This window comes from Candidatus Eisenbacteria bacterium (assembly GCA_016235265.1).
Taxonomy (GTDB): domain Bacteria; phylum Eisenbacteria; class RBG-16-71-46; order RBG-16-71-46; family JACRLI01; genus JACRLI01.
Genome location: JACRLI010000026.1, coordinates 1 through 13,884, shown reverse-complemented (window position 1 = coordinate 13,884; position 13,884 = coordinate 1). Strand labels below are relative to the sequence as shown.

Genomic DNA, 13,884 nt, shown 5'->3' with positions numbered 1-13,884 from the left:
GAATCGAGGCTGATTTCGCCCGCCCCGGGGCGGCGGTGTACCGTCAGGGACGGCTCTACTCTCGGTACTTCAGACTGCCGTCCATCACCGGCTTGATCGGACCGTTCTTCCTGATGTAGGTGATCATGGCGTCCCGGAGGAATACCCCGTTGCCCACCGGGGAGATCTTCCCCTTGGCCAGCATGTCGAATCCGTTGCCGCCGCTGGCCAGGAAGTCGGTGGTGGCGAGCACGTAGATGCGTGCGGCATCAATCTGCATGCCTCCCACGGTGACGCTCTCTGCCCCGGCCGCGGTGGCGACCATCCTGGCCCCCGAGATCTGGCCGCTGCCGCCTTTGCCGCCCTTGCCGGCGATGAAGTCGAACACCTCCAGCAACTGGGCGCCGGTGAGCTCGATTCGGACCACCTCGTTGTCGAAAGGCAGCATGCTGTAGATGTCGCCGGCCCGGATCGGGCCCTTGGGCAGGGAGGTGCGGATGCCACCGGAGTTTTGAAGGCCCACGTCCGCGCCGGTGTACTGCCGCAGCACTTCGGCCACCAGGTTACCCAGCGTGGTCTCGCCCTTCCGCTCGGCGCTGTTGGAGAAGTCCGCGGCGGCCTCGCCAACCACGATACTCACGGCCGAATCCACGCCCGCCTTGTACGGCTGCATCCAGGCGACCATCTCCGGGTCCTCGACCACGGCCGAGTCCACGGGGATCAGCCTGTAGGCGACCGCGGTGGGGGTGGCGCCGTCGAAGTCCACGTCGAGCCGGCCCAGGTTGATTCCGTAGCTGCCGGTCTGCACGATGCCGGTCCCACCCCAGCCGTTGGCCGCGCCTTCCTTGTGGACCAGGGTCAGCTTGCTCAGGAAGGAGTGGCTGTGCCCGCCGATCACGAGATCGATGCCCTGCACCGAGTCGGCCAGCACCTTGTCCTCGTCGAACCCCAGGTGACTCATCGCCACCACGATGTCCACGCCGGCCGAGCGCAGCCTGCGGACTTCCTCCCGGGCGGCCGGAATGGCCGGGCGCACCCTGAGGCCCGGGTTGCGGCTGCGGCTGACGATCTCCAGGAGGCGCTCGGTGGTGATTCCGAACAGGCCGATCTTGTGCGCCCCCACGAGGAGAATGGTGTCCGACGGACAAATCTGGATGGGGCTGCCGCCGGCGGAATCAGGGGCGTCCACGTTGGCCGAGATCACCGGGAAGTTGCGCAGCCCCCGCAGCTTCCGGAAGTGGGCGTAGCCGTCGTCCAGGTCGTGGTTGCCCAGGGTGCCCACGGCGTAGCCCAGCCGGTTCATGGCGTCGTAGTCCATTCGGCCGTGGTAAAAGTTGAAAAATGGCGTGCCCTGGAACACATCCCCGGCGTCCAACAGGACGACCGGCGCCCCTTCGGCCCGGATGGCCTTGACCAGGGTGGCCCGCTTGGCCACCCCCCCGGTGCCGGGGTGATGCTGGCCCCGGTGGAAGTTGTCGAAGACGTCCAGGTGACTGTGGGTGTCGTTGGTGTGCAGAAAAACGAGCCGGTCGGCCCGCGCGACCCCGGCAAGGGTCATGAAAACGGCAACCAGGCCGATAATAAGCTTGTGGGCCGCCCGCGGTGTGTGGGTGTGTGCGTTCATGGCGGCAGTGTAGGACCGGGTCCGGGGGGTGTCAACGAACGGTGGCACGAGGGCTCCGGGGCGCCGCATGAGGGCGCGCCCGGACGCAGGCCGCCGCCGGTTCTTCGACCTCCGCCGGTTCAGGTTGCGTCGCCGCCGCGCCGCGTGGTATTTTCCGGGTCACTCGCGCGCAACACGGATGTTGCAGCGGTAGATCCAAGGGACCCATCCATGAAGGAGACAACGTTCATGGACCGCACCAGTCGAAGGATTCGACGCGCGTCCTGCTGGAGCCTTCTCCTCCTGCTCGCCCTCACCCTCACGGCGGGCAACGCCTCGGCACGACGAACCCATCATCACAGGAGCACCAAGGCCCGCGCACACGTGGTCAAGCACAAGCGCGCCGTGGTCAAGCACAGGCACGCCGTGGTGAAGAAGGGCAAGGCGCGCGCGAAAGGCCCCGCCACCGCGCACCTGAAGCAGGCCGGCCCGCCGACCCGGCATGCGTCGGCGTCTTCACGAAAGCAGTTGCGGCGCCACCGCCACGCCCGTGTCCGCCATCGCGAGCCGGCCTTCCTGGGATACGATCCCGCCGGTCAGCCGCGGCTGCGCTCCCGCGCCGCGATCCTGTACGACCCCGACAGCGACAAGGTGCTCTACGCGAAGAACGTGGACACCCAGTTGCCCATCGCCAGCCTGACCAAGATCATGAGCATCCTGGTGCTGCTCGACACGCACCCCGACTGGGACAGCGTGGTGGCCATGGAACGAGGTGACGTCCACGACGCCAGCCGCACCCGGCTGCGACCCGGGGAGAAGATCCGCAAGCGGGACCTGCTGCAGCTGGCGCTGATGGTCTCCGACAACGCCGCCACGCGCGCCCTGGTGCGCACCAGCGGCGTGCCCCATGAGCTGTTCGTGGCGCGCATGAACTCGCGCGCCCGCACGCTGGGCATGACCGGCACGCGCTTCGAGGAGGAAACCGGGCTGGACGCCGGCAACGTCTCCACCGTCCGCGACTACGCGAAGCTGATGACCACCGCGTGCAAGATGCCGCTGATTTCCGAGATCACCTCCACGCCGCACTACGAGTTCCGGACCAGCCGCGGCAACCACATGCTGGCCAACACCGACCGGCTGCTCTACGGAAACTACGAAGTGATGAGCGGCAAGACCGGCTTCATCAACGAGTCCGGCTACTGCTTCGCCACCTGCGTGAAGGCCGCGGGACGGCAGCTGGTGTCGGTGGTGCTGGGCGCGCCCACCAAGGGCACGCGGTTCCTGGAAACCGCCCGTTTGATCGACTGGGCCGGAACGAGCGCGGAGCGGTTGAGGGCGCAGGCGGGGCCGTAGGGCTTCCGGGCGGCTGCATCGGCCGGCGGCGGCGGATTCCCGGTCGGGCCAGAAAGGCGCGTCGTCCCTGACGGCGCGCCTTTCGATCGCCGCGGAAGCGGTCTGGACCCCGTCGGGCGCCCCGTGCGAGCACCGTCCGCGCGCGACTCATTCGTGCCGCCGCATCTCCCACACCCCGAGCGCCAGCCACACCCCGATGCCCACGAGGCCGGCAAAGCCGCCGAGCAGGGGGTTCACGGAAGGGAAGAGCACCACCCACACTCCCAGCTTCTGGCTGTTGAACACCCCGTGGATCCAGCCTGCCAGGATCGAGCTCCTGTGGCGGAGGCTCAACTCGTTCAGGTAGATCCCGAACGTGGTGGTGAGGAGCAGAAAGGCAAGCGTGCCGAGGACGGGATGACCCGGGTAGGTGAAGCCGATCAGAATCAACGGCAGATGCCACAGCCCCCAGACGATTCCCAGGAGCAGGTAGGCCCTGGGCTTGCCCAAAACCATCAACTTGGGCAGCAGGTACCCGCGCCAGCCGAGTTCCTCGCCAAGGCCCAGCAGGCCGTTGAGGAAGGGCGCCGTGACCAGCGTCACCAGGAACAGCGCGGGGAGCACGATCGCGGGCGAGGGCACGTGCGATAGGCCGGCCCCGCCGGAGGAGCGGAGGATATCCCGGAACAGCCGCATCTCCCAGTCCGGCCGGCCCAGCCCCAGCAGCCATGTCAACCCGTAGATGAGGACGAAGCAGAGAGGCACGAGCACGCCCGACGCCAGGTAGGGCTTCCAGGAGCCGAACCGGCAGTTCGCGATCGCGAAGCCTTCCCGGGTGACGAGCCGGATGGTCAGCACCGCGGCCAGCGCCGGCACCCACATGACCGCCGCGATGACCAGTTGACCGTAGCCGGCGGGAAGCCGCGTGATGCGGAACCCGCCCAGGATCAGGGCGAGCTCGATCGCATACGTGGCAACAAACGTGATGGAGAGAAACGAGGAGATGCCCTTGAGGTCCAGCCGGGCTGCATCCATGGGGCGCGTGGTTCAGCGCCTTCCCAGGCCGTGACCAAGCATGCGCGCGGGCAGGAGCAGCACCGCCCGAAGCAGCGCGAACACGGCCTCGAGTGAGATCCCGATCAGCCGCAGCGGCAGGGACGCCAGCCAGACCAGTGGCCACAACAGCAGGGCGAGCAGAGCGAGCGGCCAGCAAAGCACCAGCAGGATGAACCAGCCGACGAGGGCCAGCAGCGAGTTCATGGTCCACCTCCGATGGTTGATTCTCCAGTATTGCAGGGCCGCGCCGGAGTCGTCAAAGGGTCTCCGTATCGCCCCCCCACTCCCGCCTGCCGACGAATCCGAGATTCCGCCCCGCAATTGACCCCCGCCAGCCTCCCCGATATCATCCTCCCATGGCCACTCCACCGCTTTCCGAACGCAGCCGCATCATGCCGGCATCGCCGATCCGGCGCCTGGCGCACTACGCCGACGGCGCGAAGACCCGCGGGCTCAGGGTCTACCATCTCAACATCGGCCAGCCGGACGTCGAGGCGCCCGAGCTGGTGATGGAGCGGCTGCACTCCTACCCCGGCAAGTTCATCCCCTATGGCCCCTCGCAGGGCCAGCCGGAGCTGGTCGAGGGCTTCCGGCGCTATTACGAGAAGCTGGGCCACAAGCTCTCCGCCGAGAACATCTTCATCACCACCGGCGGCAGCGAGGCGGCGCTGATCGCGTTCCTGGTGTTGTTCAACCCGGGCGACGAGATCCTGGTGCCCGAGCCCTTCTACACCAACTACAACGGCTTCGCGGTGATGGCCGACGTCCGGCTGGTGCCCGTGCCCACGCGCGTGGAGGACGGCTACCGGCTGCCGCCGCTGGCGGAGTTCGAGTCGCGCGTGAACGGCCGCACCCGGGCCATCCTGGCGTGCTCGCCCAACAATCCCACTGGTACCGTCTACTCCGACGAGGAGTGGGAGATGCTGCGCGACCTGGCCCGCCGCCGCGACCTGTTCCTGATCTCCGACGAGGCCTACCGCGAGTTCGTATACGAGGGGCCCTCGCCGGCGCGCAGCGCGCTCTCGCTGGCCGGCATCGAGGACCGAGTGGTGGTGGTGGACAGCCTCTCGAAGCGGTTGAGCCTGTGTGGCGCCCGCGTGGGCGCGCTGGTGACGCGCAATCCCGACATCTGGAAGGCCGCGCTGAAGGTGGGCCAGGCGCGGTTGTGCTCGCCCAGCGCCGAGCAGTATGCGGCCGCGGCGCTGCCGGATGTGCCCGAGGCCTACACCCGGCGCGTGCGCGAGGAGTACCGCCGCCGCCGGGACCTGGTCTTCGACGCCCTCTCCGCCATCCCGGGCGTGGTGTGCCGCAGGCCCAGCGGCGCGTTCTACATCTGTGCGAAGCTGCCGGTGACCTCGGCCGAGGACTTCGCCATCTTCCTGCTGGAGAGCTTCAGCTTGGAGGGCGCCACCGTGATGGTGGCCCCCAACGACGGGTTCTACGCCACGCCGGGGCGTGGTCGTAACGAGATCCGGATCGCATATGTGTTGCAGGAGGCCGACTTGGCGAAGGCCATGGAGGTGCTCCGGGCGGGCCTGGAGACGTTTTCCAGACAGGCCGCCGCCGGGAAAGCCCCTTGACACGGGCGGTGGATATCTCATAACATACTGTTTGAGTGGTAGGTGCCCGCGCCCTCTCGGGGGCGTCGGGTTCCAGTTGAAGCGACTGTGACTGTCCGGGTTGTTCCATTTGCGGATTAGCCCCACTATCGAGTGTTCCCGTCGGCGTGTTGACCGCCGGCATCTCCAAGGCCTCCGTGGCGTAACTCGCCATGGGGGTTTTCTGTTTCCACTCTCCCGGGAAGGGCTCTCCGATGGATCTTCAGGACAAGCAGATCGCGTGTAAGGACTGTGGCGCCCAGTTCACCTTTACGGTCGGAGAGCAGGAGTTCTACCGCCAGAAAGGGTTCGAGCACGCACCGACCCGGTGCAAGAACTGCAGGGAGAGCAAGAAGCAGGGCGGCGGGATGGGCGGCGGCGGCGGTTCGCGCGAGATGTTCAGCGCGACCTGCACGCAGTGCGGCGCTCCCACCCAGGTGCCGTTCAACCCGTCGCCGGGCAAGCCCGTCTACTGTCGGGACTGCTACCAGTCGAGGAAGCGTTAGGTAGTCGCCCCCGGAGGCCGCCGGCCTTCGAAGGTCCAGCGTCCTCCCGATGTCGGGTCTTCAACTTGGAGGAGGCGCCGTGACGAGAACGACAGGCTCCGTGAAATGGTTCAGCGAATCCCGGGGCTATGGGTTCATTACGCCGGAAGGCGCAAATGACGACGTGTTCGTTCACTTCTCGGCAATTCAGGACACCGGCTTCAAGACGCTCCACACAGGTGAACGCGTGGAGTTCGAACTGATCGAGGACTCGCGCGGCAAGCTGGCGACGAACGTCACCAAGTCCTAGCCGGACCCGCGCAAAAGGCGAAGCGCCCCGGACCCCTCCAGGTCCGGGGCGCCCGCTTTTGTGGGGCGCCGGGGAGCGGCGCGCGGGGTACAATGCGGGCATGGGCACACGGAAGTGCACGCTTGCGCAACTCGGGGAATTCGGCCTGATTGACCTGCTGGCGCGCACGCTGGGCGGACCGGGGTTCGAGCGCGGGCCCGCGGCCGGGCGGCGACGCGCGCACGGCGTGCCCGGGCGCGCGCGCGGCAAGACCGGGACGCCGCGCGAGGCCCGCGGCGGCGGCGGCGCCTCCCCCGTCCGGATCGGTATCGGCGACGACGCCGCGGTGCTGCGTGTGCCCGCGGGCAGCGACCTGGTGTTCACCACCGACAGCCTCTTCGAAGGCGTGCACTTCCGTCTCGACTGGGCCACGCCGGAGGAAATCGGGTGGAAGGCGCTGGCCGCGAGCGCCAGCGACCTGGCCGCCATGGGCGCGCGGCCGCTGGCGTGCGTGGTGGCGCTCGGCGCGCCGCGCGGCTCCCGGGTGGAGCGGCTTCTGGAGCTGTACCGCGGCATGCGGCGGGCCGCGAAAGCCATGGGCCTGCCGGTGACGGGAGGCGACACCTCGCGCGCCGATTGCCTGGCCCTCTCGGTCTCAGCCGTCGGGGTGGTGCCGCGCGGGCGGGCGGTGCCGCGAGACGGGGGCCGGCCGCGCGACGTGATCTACGTCACCGGCTCGCTGGGCGATTCCGCCCTGGGGCTGGAGCTGCTGCGCCGCGCGTCCGCGAAGCGCGGCGGGGTGCGCACCCTGCGCCAGTCGTCCGACCGCCACGTGCAGCACCTGCTCCGCCGCCACTTCCGGCCCGAACCGCGGCTGGCCGCGGCGGCCCGCGTGATGGGGCTTCGGCCCACGTCCATGATCGACGTGAGCGACGGGCTCTCCTCCGAGCTGGGCCACCTGGAGCGCGCCGCGGGCGTGTGCGCGCACATCGACACCGACTCGCTGCCGCTGGGCTCCTCGCTGTGCGCGGTGTCGGAGCGGCTGGGGCTCGACCCCATCCACTTCGCGCTCGGCGGCGGCGAGGACTACGAGCTGCTCTTCACCATCCCCCCGGCCATGCCGCGGCGGGGCGCGCTGCGCTCGCTGGTGCCCGGCGTGCCGCTCAACGCCATCGGCTACCTGGGACGGGCGTCGCGCGGGAGTTCGGGCCGCGGCGATTCCGGATCTTCCTCCCGCACCGCGGGCTTCGACCACTTCCGTTGACCCGACTCTCCCGGGCGAATCCCGGACGGCCGCAGATTGGCGTGGCCCGGCAGCGCATCCGAGGTCAGGCAGATGAGCACGGACAAAACCCCGGGGAGCCGGAAGGAAGTGCTTCCCCCCTCTCCCCCGCTTCGCCTCGGCACCTCCAGCTGGTCCAGCGCCGACTGGGTAGGCCCGTTCTACCCACCGGGCACGCCGCCGCGGGAGTACCTCTCCTTCTATGCCACCCGCTACGACACCGTGGAGGTGGACTCCACGTGGTACCGGGTGCCACGCGCCTCCATGGTGGACGGCTGGCGCGACTCCACCCCCGGCGGGTTCGCGTTCGCCGCCAAGGTTCCCCGGAGCATCACCCACGAGAAGGCGCTGGTGGACTGTGCGGAAGACATGGCCGGATTCGTTAAGGTGATGGAGCGCCTGGGGGAGAAGCTGGGCCCGCTGCTGCTGCAGTTCGAGTACGTGGCCAAGGGCAAGGATCCGGACGAGTACCGCACCGGCGCGGGGTTTCTCTCGAGGCTCGAGGCCTTCCTGCCCTCGCTGCCCTCCGGTCACCGCTTTGTGGTGGAGGTGCGCAACGAGACCTGGCTCGGCCCGCGACTTCTCGACATGCTGCGCGCACGAAATGTATCGCTGGCGCTCACCGCGTACTTCACCATGCCCGCCGCCGGCCACTGGATGAAGCTCGTGGACCAGGCCGGCGGCCCCCCGGGGGAGATCGCCTACGTGCGCTTCCTGGGCCATCACCGCAGGATGGACGAGCAGGTGGCCGCGGCGGTGAAGGCGGGCACGCGCGCCACCGCGTGGGGCTCGCTGCTGGAGGACCGCAGCGCGGAAGTGGAACAGTGGATTCCCGCGCTGCGCGACCTGGTCTCCCGCCGCATCCCGGTGTTCGCGTACTTCAACAACCACTACGCGGGGTACGGGCCGGGGTCGCTGGAGCTGTTCCGGAAGTTGTGGGAGCGGCTGAAGGCGTAGGGCAGTCGCCCCGAGAGGCCTGCCACACTCGCCCACCCTGCCGCACCCGGCCTCGGCCAGTGAGACTGTTCCCGCGGCCATGGCAGCCACGGTGCCCGTGCCTGCCCTACCTCATCAGCGTCAACCTGCGCGTCACCCTTTCCCCGCCGGCGGTCAGCTCCAGCAGGTACAGCCCCGCGGCGCAGCGGCGGCCCGAGGCGAAGGTCCCGTTCCATTGGGCGGGGTGCTCGCCGGCGGGGAGACCCTCGTCCACCAGCGTGGCCACCCGGCTGCCGGCGGCGTCGTATACGCACAGGCGCACGTGCGCCGCGCGCGGCAGCGCGAAGGAGACCCGGACACCGCCGGCCGCCGGGTTGGGCCGGGGCAAGGCAAGGCGCAGCGCAGCCACCGGCTGCGGGCCTTCCGCGTCCACGACGCCCGGGAACCACAGCGACCAGGTGTCCCCGATCTCGTCGGAGCCCGTGCCCTGCTGGTCGGCTCCTCCGAACATCAGCATGCGGTCGTACGCCGAATCGTAGGCGGCCGCGTGCGAATACCGCGGGGTGGGCGCGGTGCCGGTGGTGGTGACCAGGTACCACTGGGGCGTGCCCGTCAGCGTGCGCGCCTGAACGTCGTTGAGGTAGGGCGTGCTGAGATTCCAGCCTCCGAAGACCAGCATTCGCTGGCGCCGGGAGTCATAGACGGCGGTGTGCGCCGCCCGCGCCGCCGGCGGCTGGCCCAGGCTGAACATCTGCGACCACGCCGGAACGCCCGCCAGGCTCAGACCCCAGAGTTCGTTGTTCACGGCGGCCGCGCGGCCACCGAATACCACGACGCGGTCGCTCCCGGGATCGTAGATCGCCGACGCGGAGTACCGCGCCGACGGCGGCGTGCCGGACGGGGCCAGCTGCGTCCACGCCGGACTGCCCGACAGCGACAGCGCCCAGACGTCGTTCAGATACTGCGGGCCGCTCGTGGAGTAGTACCCGCCGAACACGACCATGCGGTCGCGCACCGGGTCGTACACGGCGCAGTGATACTGGCGCCCCGGGGGCGGGCCGCCGGTCGGCGTGAGCCTCGTCCACGTGGGAGTTCCCGAAAGCGTCAGCGACCAGACGTCGTTGGCGTAGTCGGGCATGGTGAAGCCGCCGAATACCAACAGGCGGTCCCGCACCGGGTCATAGATGGTGGAGTGACCGAACCGGTTGGCAGGCGGCGTCCCGCTGACCGGGACGTTGGACCACGCCGGATTGCCCGAGGCCGCCAGGGACCAGACGTCGTTGGCGCGCCCGCCGGCGGTGAGGCCGCCAAAGATCAGCATCCGGTCGCGCAGCGCGTCGTGGGCGGCCGGCGTGTAGGTCCGGTCGCGGGGCATGGAGGCGGCCGTGGCGAGCGTGGTCCACACCGGCACGCCCGAAAGGCGCAGGGCCATCAGGCTGTTGTCGCTGGGGTTGCCGCCGGTGTGGCCGCCGAACACCAGCATCTGGCGCCGGACGGGGTCCAGGACCGCGGTGTGCGAACCGCGCGAGGACAATGCCGTCGGCGGAGCCGCCTTGGCCCAGGAGGGCGTGCCCGGAAGCGACAGCACCCAGGTGTCCCCCACGTACTTCGTGTCGTAGCCCGCCACGATCAACATCCGGTCCCACGCCGCATCGTAGACCGCGGCGTGGCTGTGCCGGGCCGAGGGCGGCGTCCCGGCCGGGGCGAGCGGCGCCCACGCGGGGGTGCCGGAGAGGCTCAGGGCCCAGAGATCTCCCAGGGGGCTCGTGCCACCGCTGGTGTTGCGCCCGCCGAACACCAGCATCCGGTCGCGCACCGGGTCGTACACGGCGCTGTGGTCCGAGCGTGACGAGGGGGGCGTGCCCGAGGGGGCCAGGAGGGTCCAGGCCGGGCTGCCGGAGAGCGAGAGTGCCCACAGGTCATTGCGGTCGGTGCCGTCGTTGCCCGCGAAGACGAGCATCCGGTCGCGCACGGCGTCGTAGATCGCGGTCTGTCCGCTGCGCGCGCTGGGCGGAGTGCCGGTCGGGCTGAGCTGGGTCCAGGCCGGCGGGCTGCCGGATAGAGTCAAGGCCCACACCTGGTTATTCACCACCGTGGAGCCCATCCCCCCAAACACCACCAGCCGGTCTCGCACCGGGTCGTAGATGGCCGCGTGTTCCAGGCGCCCCTCCGGGGGGGTGCCGCTGCACACCACCCGGGTCCAGTCGGGCTTCCCGGACAGCGTCGCCTCCCACACGTCATTGCGGTATGGGCCACCTGCATCGGCCCCGCCGAACACGAGCATCCGGTCGCGCAGGGGATCGTAGACAGCGGTGTGCCCGCGCCGCGCGATGGGCGGCATGAGTTCCGCCCAGCGGCTCGCGGTCGTGGCCTCGCGGACCGCTCGCACCGGGCTCGCGGAGCCGCCCTCGGCTCGCCCGGCCGAGGGAGCGGAAGCTCCCACCCCGCACACGACTACAGTGAGCATCCGGAATCCGGCCCGGACCAGCCGGCGCCAGTGACGATTTGCCATGACCACACCTCCCACCCGTTCCATCCCCTATCGCAACAGCGTCACGCGGCGCGTCGATCGCTCGCCGCCGGCCCTCAACTCGAGCACGTACACTCCCGCGGCGGCGTGCCCGCCCCGGAGCAGGACTCCGTCCCACGAAGCCCGGTGAGTCCCGGCGGGGAGGTCGCGGTCCAGCAGCGTGGCCACGCACCGCCCGGCGATGTCATAGGCCAGGATTCGTGCATGCTCCGCCCGCGGCAGCGCGAAGGAGACTTCCATGCGGCCAACGGCCGGGCTCGGTCGCGGCAATTCCAGTCGCAGCCCCGCCCCGGGAGGCGGGAACCCGGCATCCACCGTTCCCGGGAACCACAACGCCCACAGGTCGGGGAGGTAATCGTACGTCGGGCCGTGGACTTCCAACCCGCCGTGGACCAGCACGCGGTCGCCGTCGGGATCGTAGGCTGCCGCCTGCTCGGAGCGGTTGGAGGGTGGAGTTCCCGCGGGCTGGAGCCGGATCCACGCCGGCGTGCCCGTGAGCGCCAGTTCCCAGGAATCGACCGGATCGCTCCACGAGCCGCTGAAGCCGCCCACGACGATCATCCGGCCGCGCACCGGATCATAGACCCCGCTCTGTCCGTTGCGCGCGGAGGGTGGGGTGCCCACGGGCGTCAACATGCTCCAGGCGGGCGATCCGGACAGAGAGAGCGTCCACACGTCGTTGAGTGAGCCGGCCACACCCTGTCCGCCGAACACGATCATCCGGTCGCCGACCGGATCGTAGACCGCGGAGTGCATGTGCCGGGCATCAGGAGGCGTGCCGGACGGCGCCAGCCTGGTCCACGCGGGGCTTCCGGAGAGTGTCAGTTGCCACACGTCGCCGAGCCAGTGCCCCGAAGAGCCGGCGTAGTAGTAGCCTCCGTAGACCAGCATGCGATCGCGCACCGGATCGTAGATCGCAGAGCGCCCCCGGCAGGTGTCGGGCGGCGTTCCCGACGGCGTGAGCTGTGTCCATGCGGGAGCGCCCGAGAGCGACAGCGCCCACACGTCGTTGAGGTACAGGCTCTTCCAACCCGCGTGGACGATCATACGCTCGCGCACCGGATCGTAGATCGCCGAATAACCGCCCCGCGCGGGCGGCGGCGTGCCGGAGGCGGTGAGCATCGTCCATTCGGGATTACCGCTGGTGGAGACGGCCCAGAGGTCGCCCAGGAGACTCCAGCTTTGACCCGACCACAGGATCATGCGGTGTCGGGGGGCGTCGTGGACGAGGGAGTGACTTATTCTCTCCTGGGCCACGGCGGCCCCGGAACGGATTTCCTGCCATCTGGGATTCCCGCCGAGGCACAGGGCGTGGAGGTCGGAGAAGCTCCCGCTGCCGAGCCCGCCGAATACGAGCACCTGCCGGCGCGACGGGTCGAACACCACCGAGTGGTAGTATCGCGCCTCGATCTCCCCGACGGCGCTGACCGGCGTCCACCACGGCGTGGCCCCCAGCGAGAGCGCCCAGGCTTCGTTTGTCGCGCCGTTGCCGTTCCCTCCGAAGACGATCATGAGATTCCCCACCGGGTCATAGACGGCCCGGTGGCCGTGGCGCGGGGAAGGCGGCGTGCCGCCGGGGCTCAACTGGGACCACGCCGGGGGGCCCGAGAACGTGAGCTCCCAGACGTCACCGAACTTCACCGACGAGCTGGTGTAGGTCAGCCCGCCGAAGAGAACCATGCGGTCGTGCACCGGATCGTAGACGGCGCTGCTGTACGTCCGACCCGGGGGCGGCGTGCCGGTGGGCGCGAGTTGTGTCCACGCGGGGGTGCCGGAGAGCGAGAGGGCCCACACGTCGTTGAGGTAGCTGTCGCCGTATCCCCCGAAGACGATCATCCGATCGCGCACCGGATCGTAGACGGCCGCGTGGGCGTAGCGAATCGGCGGGGGGGCGCCGGAGGGGGCGAGCTGGACCCACGTCGGGGTTCCCGACAGATCCAGCGCCCAGGCATCGTTCAGGTAGCCGTGGTAGTGCCCGCCGAACACGATCATCCGGTCCCGCACCGGATCGTAGATGGCCGTGTGACCGTACCGTGCGTCGGGCGGCACTCCGTCGGGCACCATGCGCGACCACTCCGACCGGCCCGAGAAGGACATGGTCCAGATGTCCCTCAGCTTCGGCTCGGCGCCCCGGAAACCACCGAACACGATCATCTGGTCGCGGACCGGATCGTAGATCGCCGAGTGGCCCCAGCGGGCCGAGATGGTGGACACCTCGTCCCACAGGCCATCGGTCACGACGGCGCCGGCCGGGTGCGGGGGTGGAGGGAGGTCCGCGCTCGCGCGCGAGGGGAATGCCGCGGAACAGGCAAGAACCAGGAGCAGCAGGGCCAACCGAAAGCGCCGGCCACCGCGGACGCGACCACCCACCATGACACCCCCCCGTGCGCGCCCGGATTCAACCGAGCGGGGCCCGTTGACAGGGAAGGAAGCCATGCCGGCGTACTGGAACCGTTCCGCCGATCGCGGTGACCGGCGCGGGAGCGGTGGGGCCGAAGGACCGTCCAGGAAGACTCGGATGATGGAGCAGCCGCCGGCAAGGCGCCGTCACAAGTACGGGCCGGCTGTATCTGGCGGTCATGCGGCCATGAATAAGCTTGAACCTCCGGTTATCTTCTTGCAACTCCAATCTCAAGCGGTTGGTTGTGCTTCAAAGAATGTGTCTAGCATGAGCCATGCAGGGTATGCCCTGCATGGCCACCTTCCGTCCGCCTCATTGCCCCAACCCGTCCTGCCCATTCCATTGCCACACAAGCGGCTGGCGATTCAAGAAGATCGGCTTCTTCCACCCCAG

11 protein-coding genes are annotated in these 13,884 nt (G+C 69.4%); 6 read left to right on the top strand and 5 right to left on the bottom strand.

Annotation, left to right across the window (positions count from 1 at the left end; translation table 11 throughout):
- Positions 1–55: 55 nt before the first annotated feature.
- Positions 56–1,537: a bifunctional metallophosphatase/5'-nucleotidase gene (locus HZB25_13950; GenBank protein MBI5838337.1), complete on the bottom strand. Its 1,482-nt coding sequence runs from the start codon at positions 1,535–1,537 to the stop codon at positions 56–58.
- Positions 1,538–1,831: 294 nt separating this feature from the next.
- Here HZB25_13950 and HZB25_13945 point away from each other — a divergent pair, with 294 nt between their 5' ends.
- Complete coding sequence (locus tag HZB25_13945) at positions 1,832–2,935, top strand: D-alanyl-D-alanine carboxypeptidase (GenBank protein ID MBI5838336.1); 1,104 nt, start codon at positions 1,832–1,834, stop codon at positions 2,933–2,935.
- Between the two features lie 147 nt (positions 2,936–3,082).
- Here the strand turns inward: HZB25_13945 and HZB25_13940 are convergent, their stop codons facing one another.
- Positions 3,083–3,949, bottom strand: a complete 867-nt coding sequence (locus tag HZB25_13940) for a CPBP family intramembrane metalloprotease (protein ID MBI5838335.1) — start codon at positions 3,947–3,949, stop codon at positions 3,083–3,085.
- 12 nt (positions 3,950–3,961) lie between these two features.
- Positions 3,962–4,174, bottom strand: a complete 213-nt coding sequence (locus tag HZB25_13935; GenBank protein ID MBI5838334.1) for a hypothetical protein — start codon at positions 4,172–4,174, stop codon at positions 3,962–3,964.
- Between the two features lie 152 nt (positions 4,175–4,326).
- Between HZB25_13935 and HZB25_13930 the strand changes: the two genes are divergently transcribed.
- The 5 genes from HZB25_13930 (at position 4,327) to HZB25_13910 (ending at position 8,581) form a co-directional block, all read left to right on the top strand.
- Positions 4,327–5,550, top strand: coding sequence for a pyridoxal phosphate-dependent aminotransferase (locus HZB25_13930; GenBank protein ID MBI5838333.1), 1,224 nt, complete (start codon positions 4,327–4,329; stop codon positions 5,548–5,550).
- A gap of 233 nt (positions 5,551–5,783) precedes the next feature.
- On the top strand, positions 5,784–6,074 hold the full coding sequence (locus HZB25_13925; protein MBI5838332.1) for a zinc-ribbon domain containing protein: 291 nt from the start codon (positions 5,784–5,786) through the stop codon (positions 6,072–6,074).
- Between the two features lie 49 nt (positions 6,075–6,123).
- A complete protein-coding gene (locus HZB25_13920; protein ID MBI5838331.1) occupies positions 6,124–6,363 on the top strand; it encodes a cold shock domain-containing protein in 240 nt (79 codons plus the stop codon).
- A 100-nt stretch (positions 6,364–6,463) separates the two neighbouring features.
- Positions 6,464–7,606: a thiamine-phosphate kinase gene (gene thiL / locus HZB25_13915; protein ID MBI5838330.1), complete on the top strand. Its 1,143-nt coding sequence runs from the start codon at positions 6,464–6,466 to the stop codon at positions 7,604–7,606.
- A 72-nt stretch (positions 7,607–7,678) separates the two neighbouring features.
- Positions 7,679–8,581, top strand: coding sequence for a DUF72 domain-containing protein (locus HZB25_13910; protein ID MBI5838329.1), 903 nt, complete (start codon positions 7,679–7,681; stop codon positions 8,579–8,581).
- A 106-nt stretch (positions 8,582–8,687) separates the two neighbouring features.
- On the opposite strand, the gene HZB25_13905 is transcribed toward HZB25_13910, so the two are convergent.
- Positions 8,688–11,072 (bottom strand): hypothetical protein, encoded by a 2,385-nt coding sequence (locus HZB25_13905; GenBank protein MBI5838328.1) that lies wholly within the window; start codon positions 11,070–11,072, stop codon positions 8,688–8,690.
- 27 nt (positions 11,073–11,099) lie between these two features.
- Positions 11,100–13,328 (bottom strand): hypothetical protein, encoded by a 2,229-nt coding sequence (locus tag HZB25_13900; protein ID MBI5838327.1) that lies wholly within the window; start codon positions 13,326–13,328, stop codon positions 11,100–11,102.
- Between the last annotated feature and the right edge of the window lie 556 nt (positions 13,329–13,884).